General features: G+C 63.4%; 14 protein-coding genes. 5 read left to right on the top strand and 9 right to left on the bottom strand.

The genetic code is table 11. The annotated features are described in order from the left end of the window. Positions 1-4: 4 nt before the first annotated feature. On the bottom strand, positions 5-1,030 hold the full coding sequence (locus tag ACSVIK_RS03670) for a DUF5924 family protein (RefSeq protein ID WP_442443019.1): 1,026 nt from the start codon (positions 1,028-1,030) through the stop codon (positions 5-7). A 140-nt stretch (positions 1,031-1,170) separates the two neighbouring features. Between ACSVIK_RS03670 and ACSVIK_RS03665 the strand changes: the two genes are divergently transcribed. Together ACSVIK_RS03665 and ACSVIK_RS03660 are read left to right on the top strand one after the other, a co-directional pair. Beyond that, positions 1,171-1,470, top strand: coding sequence for a DUF1883 domain-containing protein (locus ACSVIK_RS03665; protein ID WP_268183847.1), 300 nt, complete (start codon positions 1,171-1,173; stop codon positions 1,468-1,470). A gap of 77 nt (positions 1,471-1,547) precedes the next feature. Next, positions 1,548-1,634 (top strand): hypothetical protein, encoded by an 87-nt coding sequence (locus ACSVIK_RS03660; protein WP_442443143.1) that lies wholly within the window; start codon positions 1,548-1,550, stop codon positions 1,632-1,634. A 41-nt stretch (positions 1,635-1,675) separates the two neighbouring features. Here ACSVIK_RS03660 and osmE read toward each other — a convergent pair whose 3' ends face one another. Continuing rightward, entirely contained in the window at positions 1,676-2,008 is a 333-nt protein-coding gene (gene osmE / locus ACSVIK_RS03655) for an osmotically-inducible lipoprotein OsmE (protein ID WP_268183851.1), read from the bottom strand. A gap of 113 nt (positions 2,009-2,121) precedes the next feature. Continuing rightward, on the bottom strand, positions 2,122-5,844 hold the full coding sequence (gene metH, locus ACSVIK_RS03650; RefSeq protein WP_442443018.1) for a methionine synthase: 3,723 nt from the start codon (positions 5,842-5,844) through the stop codon (positions 2,122-2,124). A 292-nt stretch (positions 5,845-6,136) separates the two neighbouring features. Here metH and ACSVIK_RS03645 point away from each other — a divergent pair, with 292 nt between their 5' ends. From ACSVIK_RS03645 to nfuA, 3 genes are all read left to right on the top strand, one after another. Then, the gene (locus tag ACSVIK_RS03645; RefSeq protein ID WP_442443017.1) at positions 6,137-8,416 is read left to right on the top strand and encodes a fatty acid cis/trans isomerase; all 2,280 of its coding nucleotides are present in this window, start codon (positions 6,137-6,139) and stop codon (positions 8,414-8,416) included. 148 nt (positions 8,417-8,564) lie between these two features. Continuing rightward, complete coding sequence (locus ACSVIK_RS03640) at positions 8,565-9,584, top strand: acyltransferase family protein (RefSeq protein WP_442443016.1); 1,020 nt, start codon at positions 8,565-8,567, stop codon at positions 9,582-9,584. Positions 9,585-9,654: 70 nt separating this feature from the next. After that, positions 9,655-10,239, top strand: a complete 585-nt coding sequence (gene nfuA, locus ACSVIK_RS03635; RefSeq protein ID WP_442443015.1) for a Fe-S biogenesis protein NfuA — start codon at positions 9,655-9,657, stop codon at positions 10,237-10,239. Between the two features lie 312 nt (positions 10,240-10,551). On the opposite strand, the gene ACSVIK_RS03630 is transcribed toward nfuA, so the two are convergent. The 6 genes from ACSVIK_RS03630 to ACSVIK_RS03605 form a co-directional block, all read right to left on the bottom strand. Next, positions 10,552-11,061: an HPP family protein gene (locus tag ACSVIK_RS03630; RefSeq protein ID WP_442443014.1), complete on the bottom strand. Its 510-nt coding sequence runs from the start codon at positions 11,059-11,061 to the stop codon at positions 10,552-10,554. Then, the gene (locus ACSVIK_RS03625) at positions 11,055-11,291 is read right to left on the bottom strand and encodes a DUF1272 domain-containing protein (RefSeq protein ID WP_442443013.1); all 237 of its coding nucleotides are present in this window, start codon (positions 11,289-11,291) and stop codon (positions 11,055-11,057) included. The genes ACSVIK_RS03630 and ACSVIK_RS03625 overlap by 7 nt, the downstream gene beginning before the upstream one ends. Then, entirely contained in the window at positions 11,284-12,306 is a 1,023-nt protein-coding gene (locus tag ACSVIK_RS03620) for a GlxA family transcriptional regulator (RefSeq protein ID WP_442443012.1), read from the bottom strand. Before ACSVIK_RS03620 ends, ACSVIK_RS03625 begins: the two co-directional genes overlap by 8 nt. Positions 12,307-12,433: 127 nt before the next feature. After that, positions 12,434-12,706 (bottom strand): hypothetical protein, encoded by a 273-nt coding sequence (locus ACSVIK_RS03615; RefSeq protein ID WP_268183866.1) that lies wholly within the window; start codon positions 12,704-12,706, stop codon positions 12,434-12,436. A 206-nt stretch (positions 12,707-12,912) separates the two neighbouring features. Further along, positions 12,913-14,076 carry a catalase family protein gene (locus ACSVIK_RS03610; protein ID WP_442443011.1) on the bottom strand — a complete coding sequence of 388 codons (1,164 nt, stop codon included), beginning with the start codon at positions 14,074-14,076 and terminating at the stop codon, positions 12,913-12,915. Between the two features lie 26 nt (positions 14,077-14,102). Beyond that, positions 14,103-15,977: a di-heme-cytochrome C peroxidase gene (locus ACSVIK_RS03605; RefSeq protein ID WP_442443010.1), complete on the bottom strand. Its 1,875-nt coding sequence runs from the start codon at positions 15,975-15,977 to the stop codon at positions 14,103-14,105. Positions 15,978-16,057 lie beyond the last annotated feature (80 nt).

The raw sequence follows: 16,057 nt of genomic DNA, 5'->3' as shown, positions 1-16,057 counted from the left end.
GCTATCACTTGGCCGGGGCGTCGACCACGTCGAAGCGCAGCACGCCGATCATCTGCCCGGCCTCGGTCACCACCTCGACCTGCCACTGGCCCAGAGCATCGCCGGGAAAGTGCAGCTTGTGCGTCCAGGCGCGGTAACCCTGCTTGCGCCCGCCATGGATCTCCAGGGCAATGCGATCCACCTCGCGACCGTTGTGCCGCCATACATGGTAGATGCGCTCGTTCAGGCCGCGTGGTGCGTTGATCGCGGTGTAGGCGTAGAGCCCGTCGTCCTGCAGTTGCGCCAGGGTCACGCTTTGCAATTGTTCGCCCGGCGTGCGCAATTGGCCGTCGAAGCGATCGCTGATGGCCACCTCGGTCAGCCACAGGGTGGCCGGTGGCACCCACACGCGCGCCATCCAGCCGCCGGCAGCGAGCACCAGCGGCAGCAGTGCGAAGGTGAGGATACGGCGCCAGCCAGAGGAGCCGATCAGCCCGGACAGGCTGGGTAGCGCCAGCAAGGTGGCGAGCGCCAGAGAAATGCCATAACTCTGCGGCGTACTCAGGTGGAAGATGATCGGCAGCGCGGTGAGCATCACCGCGAACAGCGTCAGGGTGTGGAAGCTCAGCAGCAGCCAGCGCCGGGGCGCCAGCCAGCGGTAGTAGATGGGGTCGGTGATCGAGGCCAGCGCGGCCGCGGCCAGCATGCCACTGAACAGCAACTGCCCGCTGTTCCAGGTGGTGGTGATGAAGAAGAACGGCAGAACGAAGAACAGGCTTTCCTGATGGATCATCTGCGTGGCGTAGCGCAGCAACGGCAGCGGCAGCTCGAAACCGAAGCGCTGGGCGATACGCTCACGCAGCAGGTTTTCCAGGATCAACCAGACCCAACTGACCAGCAACACAACGCCCAGTACCTTGGCCAGGTGGGCCTGGCGATCCACCAGCAGGAAGCTGGCAACCCCCGAGCAGAAACCGAACAGGGCGATCAGGCCTGGGTAGCGGTGCATCCAGGCGAGCAGGGTGGGGATCTTGTCGAGCAGGGCTTTCATCTGGGGCAACGCAGGTGGAGTGCAAGGCGGGCATGCTAGGCAGGCTGGCGGCGTGGTGCAAGCGGATCGTCGACGGCGCTGGCGATGCCGCGTCGCTTGCGGCACTATTGCGCCCCCGTTTCACCACCGAGTCCGAATCGATGAAATTCATCCACCAACGCGAGCAACTGGAAGAGGGCGATCTGGTGGTCATCCAGTGTTCGCAGCCCTGCAATATCCGCCTGATGAACGATGCCAATTTCCGTGCCTTCAAGAACCGTGGCCGGCACAGCTACCACGGCGGTGCCTTCATCAAGTTCCCGGCGAAGATCAGTGTGCCGTCCAGCGGCTTCTGGAATATCACCATCGACACCGTCACCCGCAAGGCGGTGAGCATGACGCGCAAGCCGCAGCTCGAGTACAGCATCACCATCAAGCGTCAGCGCCGCGAAGGCGTTTGAGTCAGGCAGAAAAACTCTAAACCTCGGTGCTCCGGGTCAGGTCACAGCTGTGTGAACTGGATAAAAAGGAGCACCCCATGCTGAAATTTCTCGGTAGCACCGTCGGTATCATCTTCATCATCGGCCTGATCGTGGTCATTGGCCTGTTCAAGCTGCTGTTCTGAACCTCGCTCGCCCCGCTGCCAGGCAGCGGGGCGAGCCTTCATCACAGGCGACGCTGGTTGTCCTGGTGCTGTGCGCAGGTCATGAAGCCCTTGCTGTCGACCCGGCCGTTGGCGTCGAAATTCACGTAGTAGGGCTGCTCCACACCTTTGGCATAGAGCACGTACTCGTTGCAGGTGCCGCCGGTGTAGCGGTTCTGCTCCTGTGAGGAGGGCGGGCCTCCGATGGTGCGAACCTGCTCCTGGGTCATGCCATCTTCGACCTGCTTGACCAGGGGTTCATCGCTAAAGGTCACGTAATCGACGGGGTTCTCGAAGGTCGAGCAGCCGCCGAGGGTGGCGGCTACGGTCAGTACTGCCAGGCTGTGCTTGTACATGTCGTCGCTCCAGGGTTTGAGCCGCAATGGCTCGACACTGATATGGAGCGACGTGCTGGCGCCGGAGTTCGAGTTTTTTCGGCGCCGGCCACCCGTGCAGGGCGCCACCGCCCTCAGTCGTCGTAACCCAGGTTCGGCGCCAGCCAGCGTTCGCTGGCCGTGATGTCCTGGCCCTTGCGCTGGCTGTAGCGTTCGATCTGATCCTTGTCTACCTTGCCGACGGCGAAGTACTGCGCCTCGGGGTGGGCGAAGTACCAGCCGCTGACCGCCGCTGCTGGGAACATGGCGTAGTGCTCGGTGAGGAACACGCCGCTGCGCCCGGCCTTGTTGTAATCGGCCTCGGGGTCGAGCAGCTTGAACAGCGTGGCCTTCTCGGTGTGATCCGGACAGGCCGGGTAGCCCGGGGCAGGGCGGATGCCCTTGTACTGCTCGCGAATCAGCGCCTCGTTGTCCAGTTGCTCGTCCGCCGCGTAGCCCCAGTATTCCTTGCGCACGCGCTCGTGCAGCCACTCGGCGCAGGCCTCGGCCAGGCGATCGGCGAGGGCCTTGACCATGATCGAGTTGTAGTCGTCGCCCTTGGCCTCGTAGGCCTTGGCCACTTCCTCGGCGCCAATGCCTGCAGTGGTGATGAAGCCACCCACATAATCCGTAACGCCGCTTTCCTTGGGCGCGACGAAGTCGGCCAGGGACAGGTTCGGCTTGCCATCGGGCTTGATGGTCTGCTGGCGCAGGTGGTGCAGGGTGGCCAGCTTCTCGCCGTTGTCGCCGTAGACTTCGATGTCGTCGTCACGCACCTGGTTGGCCGGCCAGAAGCCGAACACGGCGCGGGCCTTGATCAGTTTTTCATCGATCAGCTTGCGCAGCATCGCCTGGGCGTCGTTGAACAGGCTGGTGGCCGCCTCGCCGACGATTTCATCGGTGAGGATGCGCGGGTACTTGCCGGCCAGATCCCAGGAGATGAAGAAGGGCGTCCAGTCGATGTACTCGGCCAGCACCTTGAGGTCGATATCGTCCAGCACCTGGGCGCCGGTGAACGTGGGCTTGGGTGCGACGTAGCCGTTCCAGTCGAAGGCCGGTTTGTTGGCGATGGCGTTGTCGTAGCTCAGGCGCTCGGTGCGGGTGGCGCGGGCGGCAGTGCGTTCGCGCACTACGGCGTAGTCCTCGCGGGTCTTCTGCACGAAGTCGGCTTTCAGTTCCTTGGACAGCAACTGGGTGGCCACGCCCACGGCGCGCGAGGCGTCGGTGACGTAGACCACGGCATCGTTGCTGTACTGCGGGTCGATCTTCACCGCCGTGTGCGCCTTGGAGGTGGTGGCGCCGCCAATCATCAGCGGCAGGTTGAAGCCCTGGCGCTGCATTTCCTTGGCGACGTGCACCATCTCGTCCAGCGACGGGGTGATCAGACCGGACAGGCCGATGATGTCGCACTTCTCAGCGATCGCGGTCTGCAGGATCTTCTCAGCCGGCACCATCACGCCCAGATCGACGATATCGTAGCCATTACACCCGAGGACGACGCCGACGATGTTCTTGCCGATGTCGTGCACGTCGCCTTTAACAGTAGCCATGAGGATCTTGCCCTTGGCTTCCGGCTTGTCGCCTTTCTCGGCTTCGATGAAGGGGATCAGGTGCGCCACGGCCTGCTTCATCACCCGGGCGGACTTGACCACCTGGGGCAGGAACATCTTGCCCGAGCCGAACAGGTCGCCAACCACGTTCATGCCGCTCATCAGCGGGCCTTCGATCACTTCGATGGGGCGCGCGCACTGCTGGCGGCATTCCTCGGTGTCTTCGACGATAAAGGCGGTGATGCCCTTGACCAGCGCGTGTTCCAGGCGCTTGTCCACCGGCAGCGAGCGCCACTCTTCGTTCTCGACTTCCTTGGCGGCGCCGTCGCCCTTGTACTTGTCGGCGATGGCCAACAGCGCTTCGGTGGCGCCGTCGTTACGGTTGAGCACCACGTCCTCGACCGCGTCGCGCAGCTCCTTGGGAATCTCGTCGTAGATCTCCAACTGACCGGCGTTGACGATGCCCATGGTCAGGCCGTTCTTGATCGCGTAGTAGAGGAACACCGAGTGGATCGCCTCGCGCACCGGGTTGTTGCCACGGAAGGAGAACGACACGTTGGACACACCGCCGCTGGACAGGGCGAACGGCAGGTTGTCGCGGATATAGGCGCAGGCTTCGATGAAGTCCACCGCGTAGTTGTTGTGCTCCTCGATGCCGGTGGCCACGGCGAAGATGTTCGGGTCGAAGATGATGTCTTCCGGCGGGAAGCCCACTTCGTTGACCAGAATGTCATAGCTGCGCTGGCAGATTTCCTTCTTGCGCGCGGCTGTATCGGCCTGGCCGACTTCGTCGAAGGCCATCACCACCACGGCGGCGCCATAGCGCTTGCACAGCTTGGCGTGGTGCTTGAACTGCTCGACGCCTTCCTTCATGGAAATCGAGTTGACGATGCCCTTGCCCTGGATGCACTTCAGGCCGGCTTCGATCACCTCCCACTTGGAGGAGTCGATCATGATTGGCACGCGGGAGATGTCCGGCTCACCGGCGATCAGGTTGAGGAACCTGATCATGGCGGCCTTGGAGTCGAGCATCCCTTCGTCCATGTTGATGTCGATGACCTGCGCGCCAGCTTCCACCTGCTGCAGGGCGACTTCCAGGGCCTCGGTGTAGTTCTCCTCGCGGATCAGGCGGGCGAATTTGGCCGAGCCGGTGATATTGGTGCGCTCGCCGACGTTGACGAACAGCGAGTTGCGGTCGATGGTGAAGGGCTCCAGGCCCGACAGGCGGCAGGCCTTGGGAATGTCCGGAATCACCCGCGGCTGGTACTTGGCGACCGCTTCGGCGATGGCCTGGATATGCCCCGGCGTGGTGCCGCAGCAACCGCCGATGATATTGAGGAAGCCCGAGGCGGCGAATTCCTCCACCACCGCTGCCATCTCGGCGGGCGACTCGTCGTACTCGCCGAAGGCATTGGGCAGGCCGGCGTTGGGGTGCGCGGAAACGTGGGTGTCGGCCTTGTTCGACAGCTCTTCCAGGTACGGACGCAGATCCTTGGCGCCAAGGGCGCAGTTCAGGCCCACGGAGATGGGTTTGGCGTGCGCCACCGAGTTCCAGAACGCTTCGGTGGTCTGCCCGGACAGGGTGCGGCCGGATGCGTCGGTGATGGTGCCGGAAATCATGATCGGCAGCTCGACGCCATCTTCCTCGAACACCTGCTGCACGGCGAAGATCGCCGCCTTGGCGTTCAAGGTGTCGAAGATGGTTTCGATGAGGATCAGGTCGGCGCCGCCCTCGATCAGGCCGCGGGTGGCTTCGGTGTAGTTCTCCACCAACTCGTCGAAGGTGACGTTGCGGTAACCGGGGTCGTTGACGTCCGGGGAGATCGAGCAAGTGCGGCTGGTCGGGCCCAGAACGCCTGCGACGAAACGCGGGCGATCCGGGGTTTCCAGAGTCTTGGCGTCGCAGACTTCACGAGCCACGCGGGCGCCGGCGACGTTCAGCTCATAGACCAGCTCCTCCATGTCGTAGTCGGCCTGCGACACGCGGGTGGCGTTGAAGGTGTTGGTTTCCAGGATGTCGGCGCCGGCATCCAGGTAGGCCTTCTCGATCTCGGCGATAATCTTCGGTTGAGTCAGCAGCAGCAGGTCATTGTTGCCCTTGACGTCGCTCGGCCAGTCGGCGAAGCGCTCACCACGGTAATCGGCTTCCTCCAGCTTGTAGCTCTGGATCATGGTGCCCATGCCGCCATCGAGGATCAGGATGCGTTCCTTGAGGGCTTGTTGGAGGGCTTGCAGCCGGGCGCTGCGATCGCTGAGCGTGCTGGACATGGTCAACCTGTCTGGCCTGGAGAAAAAGGGGGGCAAATCATAGCAAGGATGCAGCGCTTTCGGACGATGGTGGGTTTTCCATGAATTTCATTCATGTTTGTGCAGGCAGTTCAGCAGCTATCGATGAGCATGAGGCGCTGGCATGCCTTCTCGCGAACGGCGCAGGTAATGGGTCGATGGCTCCCCGGTTGGCAGGGGTGAATAGCTTTCAGGGCATTTATGACCGGCGCCCCGCTGTAGCGAAGCGCCGTTATCGGTAGAATCGAGCGCATTCCCTCCCTGGACGACCCCGATGCCCCTTCGCTCGCTGCTTGCCTTCACGCTGTTGTTGGCTTCCCTGGGTGTGCGCGCCGCTGCCATTTCCTATGTCGATGAGGTGCAGCCGATCCTCACGCAGAAATGCGTGGCCTGCCACACCTGCTATGACGCCCCCTGCCAGCTCAACCTGGGCAGCGCCGAAGGCGTGCAGCGCGGGGCGACCAAGGCCCTGGTGTATGACGGCACACGCACCGACGCACAGCCGACCACGCGGCTGTTCTATGACGCCCACGGCGAGGCGGCCTGGCGCCGCCGCGATTTCCATTCCGTGCTCGATGCCCAGGGTGGCCAGGCCGCTCTGCTGGCACGCATGCTGGAACTGGGGCGCAGCCAGCCACTGCCGGCCAATGCCAAGTTGCCGGCCGATCTGGACATCGCCATCACCCGCAGCAACACCTGCCCGTTGCCAGGCGAGTTCGACGACTATGCGCGCAAGAATCCCCATGGCGGCATGCCGTTCGCCGTCACCGGTCTGAGCGATGCCGAGTACGCCACGCTGACGCGCTGGGTGGAGCAGGGCGCGCCGGTGCAGAGCCAACCGATCAAGCCGACGGCGGCTGAGCAGCGCCAGGTGGACGACTGGGAGCGTTTCCTCAATGCGCCGGGCGCGCGTGAGGCGCTGGTGTCGCGCTGGCTCTACGAACACCTGTTCCTTGCCCACCTGTATGTGGAAGGGGGCGAGCAGACGCACTTCTTCCAACTGGTGCGCTCGCGCACGCCCAGCGGCCAGCCGGTGGATCCGATCGCCACGCGGCGGCCCAATGACGATCCCGGCACCACCTTCTACTACCGCCTGTGGTCGATCCAGGGCGTGATCGTGCACAAGACCCACATCACTTATCCGCTGAGCGCGCAGAAGCTCGAACGGGTGCGCCAGCAGTTCTTCGCCGAGGACTGGACGGTGGATGCATTGCCCGGTTACGGCGCGCAGCGCCGGGCCAACCCCTTCGCCACCTTCGCCGCCATCCCGCCCCGTGCGCGCTACCAGTTCATGCTGGATAACGGCGAATACTTCGTGCGCACCTTCATTCGCGGCCCGGTATGCCGAGGGCAGATCGCCACGGACGTGATTCGCGACAACTTCTGGGCCCTGTTCCAGGATCCTGAGCATGACCTCTACATCACCGATGCCGAGTATCGCCAGCAGGCCACGCCGTTGCTGGCCATGCCGGGGCAGTTCGACGACATCGGCGACCTGCTGGGCCTGTGGCTCGATTACCGCGACAAGCGTAACGAGTACGAGGATCTGCGCCGCGCCGCCTACGCCGATGCTCCCGCGCCTGGCTGGTCGAGCATCTGGAGCGGCAACGACAATGCGCTGCTGTCGATCTTCCGCCAGCACGACAGCGCCTCGGTGCGCAAAGGGCTGCTGGGCGAGATTCCACAGACCCTCTGGCTGCTGGATTACCCCTTGCTGGAGCGCACCTATTACCAGCTCGTGGTCAACTTCGACGTCTATGGCAACGTCTCGCACCAGGCGCAGACACGGCTGTACTTCGACCTGATCCGTAACGGCGCCGAGGTCAACTTCCTCCGCCTGCTGCCGCCCGAGTCGCGCCGGGCCTATCTGGACGACTGGTATCAGAACAGCGGCAAACTCAAGATGTGGCTGGATTACACCAAGATCGACCATCGCACGCCGAGTGCGCTCTATCTGCCCGGCCCGGATGCCAAACGCAGTTTCGCCGGGCAATTGCTCAGCCGTTACGCCGGCCTCGATGCGCGGCCTGACCCGATCAACCGCTGCGTCAATGGAAGCTGCTACCGCGAAGGGCTCAAACCGCAACAGCGCGATGTGGAGCAGAGCCTCAGTCGTCTGGCCAGCCGCCCGGCTGCCGGGCTCAAGGTGATCGAGCAGATGCCGGAGGCGACCATGCTGCGTGTCGAGTTCGCCGACGGCTCGCGGGAGATCTACAGCCTGCTGCGCAACCGCGCGCACAGCAATGTGGCTTTCATGCTCGGCGAGGAACTGCGTTACCAGCCTGGGCTGGACACCCTGACCATCTACCCGGAAGTGCTCTCCAGCTACCCCAACTTCCTCTTCAACCTCAAGGCCGAGGAGGTCGAGGATTTCGTCGGGCAGATGCAGCAGGTGCGCGACGCCAAGGGCTTCGAGGCCATCACCCAGCGCTGGGGCATCCGCCGCAGCCATCCGCAGTTCTGGTTCTACTTCCACGACCTGGATCAGCGTATTCGCGAAACCCAGCCCATCGAAGCCGGGGTGTTGGACATGAACCGCTACGAGAACTTGTAACCCCACCAGCAGCCGGCAGTGGCCTTGTGCCGCTGCCAACGCTCGTCGGGTTTCGCCGACCTTTCTCTCACCGCAGCGGTCGGACGCTGTGGTTGCCTGCTTGCAGGCAGTCTCGTGACGATTTCAACGAGAGGGGAATGGCGTTTCCATGTTGGTTTCAGTTCAGGCACTGCGGGCATTGGCGGCCTGGGTCGTGGTCTTTCACCATGTCATGCAGGTGTTCTTCAACTTCAAGGCCGACAGCTTCATCGGGCGGCTGTTTGCCGAACGCGGAGCCATTGGCGTCGACATCTTCTTCGTCATCAGTGGGCTGGTGATCCATCTTTCCAGCCGGGGCAAAGCCATCACGCCCTGGCGCTTCATGCTCAATCGCGTGCTGCGCATCGTGCCGGCCTACTGGCTGTATTCACTGATTGCCGCTGCGATCATCGCCTTTGCCAACCCGGTGATGCCGGTGCAGGCGTTCGACCTGCATCACCTGCTGCTGTCGCTGTTCTTCATTCCCGCCGAAAACCCGGGCGGCTTCGGCCTCTATCCCACACTCAACGTTGGCTGGACGCTGAACTACGAGATGTTCTTCTACCTGCTGTTCGCCCTGGCGTTCTGCGTCCCCGCGCGGCTGCGCCTGCTGTGCATCGCCGCCATGCTGGTGAGCTGCGCGTTGCTGGCGCGGCAGCCCTGGGTGAGCGACTTCTACCGCAACAGCATCGTCTACGAGTTCCTCTTCGGTATGGCCCTGGGCATGGCCTACGAGCGTGGCTGGATTCGCCAGGGGGTGTGGCTGCCGCTGCTGGTGATCGCCGCGTCGCTGCTGACCATCTACCACTTCGACAACTCCATGCGCCTGCTGCATTGGGGCGTTCCGAGTGCATTGATAGTCGCTGCCTGCATCGCCCTGGAACCCTGGTTCAAGGACAATCGCCTGCTGAGCCGGATGGGCGACTGTTCCTACTCGGTCTATCTGCTGCATGTGATCATCCTGTCACTGGGCTGGTACGTGCAGGCCAGCCTGGATCTCGCGCCGGCGCTAGTCATCGCCGCCTGCATCCCGCTGATCGCAGTGGCCGGGTGGGGCAGTTACGAGTGGATCGAGCGGCGTTTCTTCCTGCGCGCCAAGGCCTGGGTCGAGGCACGTTCAAGCCGTCGAGCGCTGCAGTCGCTATCCTGAGTAAATTAGTAGGACTATATTCACGGCGTCACTTGGCGTACACTGCGCCGCATGACCGTGAGGAGTTGCCATGAGCACTATTACCATTACCGATGCCGCCCATGACTACCTGGCCGAGCTGCTGAGCAAGCAGGACACTCCGGGTATCGGCATTCGTATCTTCATCACCCAGCCGGGTACGCCCTACGCGGAAACCTGCATCGCCTATTGCAAGCCGGGCGAACAGAAAGCCGAAGACACCCCGGTCGGCTTGGCCAGCTTCACCGCCTGGATCGACGCGCTCAGCGAGCCCTTCCTGGAAGATGCCGTGGTTGACTACGCCACCGACCGCATGGGTGGCCAACTGACCATCAAGGCGCCGAATGCCAAGGTGCCGATGGTCAACGAGGACAGCCCGCTCAACGAGCGCATCAACTACTATCTGCAGACCGAGATCAACCCGGGCCTGGCCAGCCACGGCGGCCAGGTATCGCTGGTCGACGTGGTGGAAGAGGGTATCGCCGTGCTGCGTTTCGGCGGTGGTTGCCAGGGCTGCGGCCAGGCCGACTACACCCTCAAGGAAGGCATCGAGAAGACCCTGCTCGAGCGCATTCCCGAACTCAAGGGCGTGCGGGATGTGACCGACCACAGCAATCGTGAGAATGCCTACTACTGAGGCACATTCGCGACAGCTCCAACAGAAAAGGCGCCTGATACGTTCGGCGCCTTTTTTGTTTTTGGCGGAATGGGCGTGGGAGGTTGGCCATGGAACCTAGGCTGGCTCCGTACGTGCCTGAACCACAGTTATACCCTGCCAAACGGCGTACTGCTCGCGAGCATCCCCGTTAGGTAGCCAGGCGTAGGGCGGACTCAGGAGCGCCAGCGAACAGTCCGCCGGCCCAAATTGCGTTCTGCAGAATTAGGCCGCACCGGGACGCCGGTCGCTCGGAAGCAGTACACCGCTGCAAGATACAAAGAACCTTTCCCCTCACCAATACTTGGGATAACGCCCTGCCCGAGTGGCGTTGTTGTACAGCAGCGCCACCAGCACAAGGATCAACGCACCGCTGAGCGTGGGGAACAGCAGGAAGCTCCAGCCCGGCTGGGCCAGAAAGATGATCACCGGGTTCGAGCCCGCCGGCGGATGCACGCTGCGGGTCAGCATCATCAGGGCAATGGCTGAGCCCACCGCGATGGCCAGCGACCAGGTATCAGGTCCCAGCAGATGCAGGCAGAGCAGGCCCACCAGGCTGCTCAGGACATGCCCCAGCAACACGTTGCGCGGTTGCGAGAAGGGCAGATCGGGGTAGCCGAACACCAGCACGCAGGATGCACCGAAAGAACCCAGTAGCAGGCTGGCCGAGAGCAGGTCGGCGCTGACCGCGATGCTGCCAATGGCAAGAAAACCGCCGAGCCAGGCCAGGGGGATCTGGCGTGCCGGTGGCAAGGGCGGCAGTGGTGCCTGGTCGCCGCGTAGCTTGGCGAAGAATTTCAGCATGCTGTGGCTCTCCTCACGCGAGTGCTGGAAGCAGGGTTGCTGATCAGTTTGGCGGGTGGGCGAATCGGGCGGCGCACCAGTTCGCCATCGCAGTTGGGGCAATGCCCAGCCAGGCGCAACTCGGCGCAGTCGCCGCAGAAGGTGCACTCGAAGGAGCAGATGCGGGCGTCCGGGGTGTCCGCTGGCAGGTCGCGGTCGCAGCATTCGCAGTTGGGGCGTAGTTCAAGCATGGACCGACTCCGGGGTTGGCTGGCCGAAGCGCTGCAGATAATCCTGCGGGCTGATGGCCAGATGTTTGTGAAAGCTGCGGCGCAGGTTCTCCGGATGGCCGAAGCCGGTCAGCCGTGCCACGGTGGCGATCGAGGCCTGGGCGTCCTGTAACAACAGGCGGGCGGCCTCCAGGCGTACCCGTTCGACGTAGCGCCCCGGGCCCATGCCCAGTTCTTGGACGAACAGGCGTGACAGGGTGCGCGGTGTCATGTGCGCCTGGTTGGCCAGCGCCTCGAGCGACAGGTCGCTGCCGAGGTTGAGGGGGATCCACTCGAGCAGGGCTGTCAGGCGCGGTACGCGGCTGGGTTCGGGGGTGAGCAGGGCGCTGAATTGCGCCTGCCCACCGGGGCGGCGCAGGAACATCACCAGGCGACGCGCGACGGCCAGCGCCATGGGTCGCCCCTGATCGGCTTCCACCAGTGCCAGGGCCAGGTCGATGCCGGCGGTGACACCTGCGGAGGTGAACAGGTGCGCCGAGCCGCCGTGATCCTTGGGGTCGTAGGTGTGCAGGCAGTCGGCGAGCACTTCGACCTGCGGGTAGCCCTGGCGCAGGGTTTCGGCATCGGCCCAATGGGTGGTGGCGCGGCGGCCATCGAGCAGGCCGGTGGCGGCGAGGATCAGTGCGCCCGAGCAGATCGAGCCCAGGCGGCGGATGCGCGGCTCGCTGTCGCGCAGCCAGGTCAGCAGGGCCAGGTTCTGGCATTGCGCCGCTTCGCCCAGGCCGCCGGGTATCAGCAACGTATCCAGCGAGTCGGCCGCACGTTCACGCCAACTGCCATCGGCCACCAGTTGAAAACCGGCCGAGGTACGGATCGGGCCCGCTTCGTCGGCGAGCAGTTGCAGTTGGTAGGCGGGCGGCAGGCCCTGGCGCTGGCGCTCGACGTTGGCCGAGGCGAACACCTGCAATGGCCCGGTGACGTCGAGGCTCATGACATCGGGGTAGATCAGGCTGGCGATGGTTCTGGGCGCATCCATGGGGAACCTCCTGGGGACGGGAGGCAGTGTGCGCTGAGGCGGGGGATGGCAACAAGGACATCAGGCCCACGAATCTTGCCAATTTCGCGGCCTTTGGGGGCGCCACGCGGGCGCCCCGGGCGGCAGGTTAAGCCGGCATGCTCCAGGGAGCCAGGTCGAAGCCCTGATTGCGCAACTCCTCACGGGAGCGGTTGAGGGCTTCGGCCAGTTGCTGCGGATCGCTGTAGGTGGCGCTGGACAGTTGAGTGCGACCGAGCACGCGGGTGCTGGTGCGGTCGATCACGCTGATGCTGACCACGGCGCTGCCATCCTGCTGCGGGCTCCAGGCGACGCATTGGAAGGGTTGAAAAGCACGGTCGGCGATCAACAGTGCGTCATTAAAACGTAATGGGGTATTCATGGTGGCGTTCTCCGAATGCTTACCATCAACTAAAAAGGGTGGCCGCGGTTTATCTTTGCTGGCCTTTCAAGTGTGTTGATGAGCGGACTCAGGTGTTAAGTCACATCCATTCGGAAAAAGTTTTCATACTGCGTAAAAGTGCCGCAGGCGTTATTTGAGAACGACGCTTGCAGGCAACTTTTACGACCAGAAGTTCCCGCGTCTTTTTATTCCTGTTGCGCCTCGGTTTGACCTTCCAGGGCGCCGTTGCGCTCGTGCCGGTAGGCGCTGACGGCCTCGTATACCGCCTTGCGCAGCCGGTTGATGCCACCGATGGGGCGGTGCTCGGGAAGTGCATGCCAGGGGTTGAAGGACAAATTGTCGCAGAACAGGTTTTGTTCACGACTGTCGAAGTCCTGCGGTGGCAATGTGATGCGTGCCACAGTTTGAAATGGCGAGATCTTTTCGCTCCATTCCACGCTCGGGTCTTCGATGGGCATGTAGTACTGGGCGTTCTGTTTTTGTACCTGCAGCTCGAAACAGGCCGGCATGCGGTCGAGCGATAGTTGCTGGTAAAGCGCATTACGCAGGAAGTTGGGCAGGGCCTGGTTTTGTTCGGGCAATTGATAGGGTGGGCAGTTCTGTGGTGCCGGCACCACACGGTATTTGATGTTGAGCGGGCCGAGCTTGTAGGGGGCAATGGAGTTGTAGGTGGTCGCCACCGGGGTTTGCGGCGCGGGCGCCAGGGTTTTCAGGGCGATGAACAGGTGGCGGACTTCCCAGGTGCGAGGATCCCAACTGGGGAAGAAGGCCAGCACCTTCTTGCCATCGGCCTGGGCGGCGAAGTTACTGCGGTATTCGGCCACGTCGCGAACGAAGAACACCGGATGGTTGAACATCACGAAGTCTTGCTCGCCGGCATGCGCCGGGCTGCGCATGAGCTTCTCGCCCGGTACGTCGAGCAGTTTGATGGCCATGCCACGGGCATCGCGGGCGCGGTCGAACTGCGGGTAGGCGTTGCCGTTGGACAGGCGCACCCAGGCCTGCCAGGTCTTGCCCGGCTCGCTGAACACCCCCTGGCGCAGGTCGGCGTCGAGGTCGTCGAGCACCTGTACCTCGCCCTTCATGCAACCGTGGGCCTTGGCATGGGCATCACGCAGAACGCGAGTGTTGTCGCGGTGCTGCTCCACCACACGCACGGCGTCCTCGATGATCAGGCGGGTCAGCGCCGCCTCGTCCGGCGGAATCTGCTCTTCATTGGCCACCGGGCCGGAGAATTTCTGCGCGTAATAAAGCTCGCCCGCCCCCCAGCCCAGCAGGCCGAGCAGCGCCAGGGTGAGCAGGAGTTTGCCAAGGACACGGCCAAGCCAGAGCCAGAAAGCTTTCAACATGGGTGGATTCCTTCTTCTCGTTCTTATCAGCTTTCGCAGCTCGGGGCTGGCGTGCTCGGGCGCACCGGCAGGTCGCTTAGCTGGGCTTCCAGCGGCGGGTTGCCCAGTACCTTGAGGTATTCGATCAGGGCCAGGCGCTCATCCGGGGACAGGGCACGGCCGATCACGCCTTGCTGGCGACAGCCATCGCGGAATTCATGACCGCCGTTGCCGTTGCCGGTCACACGGGTATCGAAGAAGAAGCCGCCGGGAAATTTCTCGGTCTGGAAGCCGACGAACTTGGGGTCGTACTCGAAACTGCCGACCCAGAAACTGCTTTGCCGCTCGTAGACCGGCGAGAGCAACTGGAACAGGGTTGGCACCGAACCGTTGTGCAGGAAGGGCGGCGTGGCCCAGATGCCATCCAGTGGTCTGGCCTTGTAGCCGCGCAGCTCCTGCACGCCAATGGGCAGGCCGTAGCCGTCCATCACCTGACGCTCCCGTGGCGGGATACCAGCGTCCTGATAGGCGCGGTTTTCCACGTAGGCGGTGATGTAGGCCAGGCCCTTGGCGCTGGAGATGCTCTTGAAGTCCACCTCGTCGAGGCTGGAGCCGAACAGGCGCACATCCAGCTTGCTCAGCTCGGCCTTGGTCCAGCCCAGGCGGCTGATGTCGAAGCGATGATCGGCGATGTTGTCGGCGGTGGTCGGGTCGGTGCCGATCACGCTGAGCGGCACGATATGCATGTGCCATTCGGGATCACGGCTGGGTGCCAGACGCCGATCGACGGGCGTGGGATCCGGCGCGTGGCAGCGGGCGCAGTTCTCGCTGAACAGCGCCTTGCCCTGGCTGGCCAGTGGCAGATCGATCTTGCCCAGCACCTCCTCAGGCCAGTGCGGCGGTTGCAGGCGCTGGAGCGTTTCCTCGAGGGTATGCAGATCCTGCAGGCGCACGCTGGAGGCGTAGCGGTCGGCCTCGGGAATGGCTTGGCCATGGTCGTCGAGCAACTGCAGGGTGGCGCCCACGCCAAGGGCTTCGCCAACGTTGCGCGCCATCGGTTGCATGGCCGAGCCGTTCCATTGCACCCAGTCGAACTTCCAGATGTCCCAGAGTTGCGGGTAGCTGACCGGGCCGTTGGCGATGCGATAGTTGGCCGGGTCGATGGCGTCGCCGAACACGGTATTGGCGATACGGCCGAAGGCATCGGTACGGCCGAAGCCTTCTTCGGTGGGGTAGAGGCCACGGTGCCAGTCGTTGGCGGCGGTTGCCAGCAGCGCGTCGAGCACCTGCTTGAAGTCTTCACGCAGGCGCTCGCGCCCCTGCGGGTACTGCTCGCCCAGCACCTCGCGGGCGAAGCGGCGGAATTTCAGCGGGTTGTAGTAGGTGAAGAGCATGCTCATGCCCAACGCCTGGCCGAAGCCGCCGCCACGCAGGGTCGGCACCGTCGAGGCCAGGGAATGCAGGGCGGCGCCGCCGTCGATGCGCACGGCCTGGCCACGATAACGCAGCTCGCCGGTGTGGCAGGCAGCGCAACTGATATCCAGGTACTGTTCGCCGCTCTCGCTGTCCTCGTGACGGGTGAAACCGACTGGCAGATTGCCGGGATTCAGCGCGCTGGGCCGTTGGTTGGGGTCGATGAGCAGACCGAAGCGGGCCAGGTACTCCGGGCGGGCGAACCGGCTCGTACCGAAGGGCATTTCCAGGGCGGTGAACCAGTCGTAACGCATGCCCTTGAGCTGCGTACCCTGCGGCGTGTAGTAGTAGGTCTGGCGATCGGTCTCCGACCACTGATCCAGGTAATGCAACTGCTCGGGTTGCTGATAGCTGGGCAGGTTCGGGTTGGCGACGTAGTAGAGGACGACTGCCAGGGCGATCAGCGCCAGCAACAGAACCAGTTTGAAAACTCGGCGGAGCAGGCGCATCGGGGGTCTCCTTCAATGGAGTTCTTTTTAAGGGTGCTGTTATGCCAAGCCCTTACTCTGTTGGCAAGTTGCCATCAATT

The organism is Pseudomonas sp. NCHU5216 (assembly GCF_052156495.1).
GTDB lineage: Bacteria > Pseudomonadota > Gammaproteobacteria > Pseudomonadales > Pseudomonadaceae > Aquipseudomonas.
Note: the sequence above shows the minus strand (reverse complement) of the source record. Positions and strands in the feature narration are given on the sequence as shown.

Excerpts from the sequence above, each read along its gene's own strand:
- ACSVIK_RS03670 (WP_442443019.1), bottom strand. The coding sequence starts at position 1,030 with ATGAAAGCCCTGCTCGACAAGATCCCCACCCTGCTCGCCTGGATGCAC.
- ACSVIK_RS03620 (WP_442443012.1), bottom strand. The coding sequence starts at position 12,306 with ATGGATGCGCCCAGAACCATCGCCAGCCTGATCTACCCCGATGTCATG.
- ACSVIK_RS03615 (WP_268183866.1), bottom strand. The coding sequence starts at position 12,706 with ATGAATACCCCATTACGTTTTAATGACGCACTGTTGATCGCCGACCGT.
- ACSVIK_RS03605 (WP_442443010.1), bottom strand. The coding sequence starts at position 15,977 with ATGCGCCTGCTCCGCCGAGTTTTCAAACTGGTTCTGTTGCTGGCGCTG.
- ACSVIK_RS03660 (WP_442443143.1), top strand. The coding sequence starts at position 1,548 with ATGCTGAAATTTCTCGGTAGCACCGTCGGTATCATCTTCATCATCGGC.
- ACSVIK_RS03645 (WP_442443017.1), top strand. The coding sequence starts at position 6,137 with ATGCCCCTTCGCTCGCTGCTTGCCTTCACGCTGTTGTTGGCTTCCCTG.
- nfuA (WP_442443015.1), top strand. The coding sequence starts at position 9,655 with ATGAGCACTATTACCATTACCGATGCCGCCCATGACTACCTGGCCGAG.
- ACSVIK_RS03625 (WP_442443013.1), bottom strand. The coding sequence starts at position 11,291 with ATGCTTGAACTACGCCCCAACTGCGAATGCTGCGACCGCGACCTGCCA.
- ACSVIK_RS03610 (WP_442443011.1), bottom strand. The coding sequence starts at position 14,076 with ATGTTGAAAGCTTTCTGGCTCTGGCTTGGCCGTGTCCTTGGCAAACTC.
- metH (WP_442443018.1), bottom strand. The coding sequence starts at position 5,844 with ATGTCCAGCACGCTCAGCGATCGCAGCGCCCGGCTGCAAGCCCTCCAA.
- ACSVIK_RS03640 (WP_442443016.1), top strand. The coding sequence starts at position 8,565 with ATGTTGGTTTCAGTTCAGGCACTGCGGGCATTGGCGGCCTGGGTCGTG.
- ACSVIK_RS03665 (WP_268183847.1), top strand. The coding sequence starts at position 1,171 with ATGAAATTCATCCACCAACGCGAGCAACTGGAAGAGGGCGATCTGGTG.
- ACSVIK_RS03630 (WP_442443014.1), bottom strand. The coding sequence starts at position 11,061 with ATGCTGAAATTCTTCGCCAAGCTACGCGGCGACCAGGCACCACTGCCG.
- osmE (WP_268183851.1), bottom strand. The coding sequence starts at position 2,008 with ATGTACAAGCACAGCCTGGCAGTACTGACCGTAGCCGCCACCCTCGGC.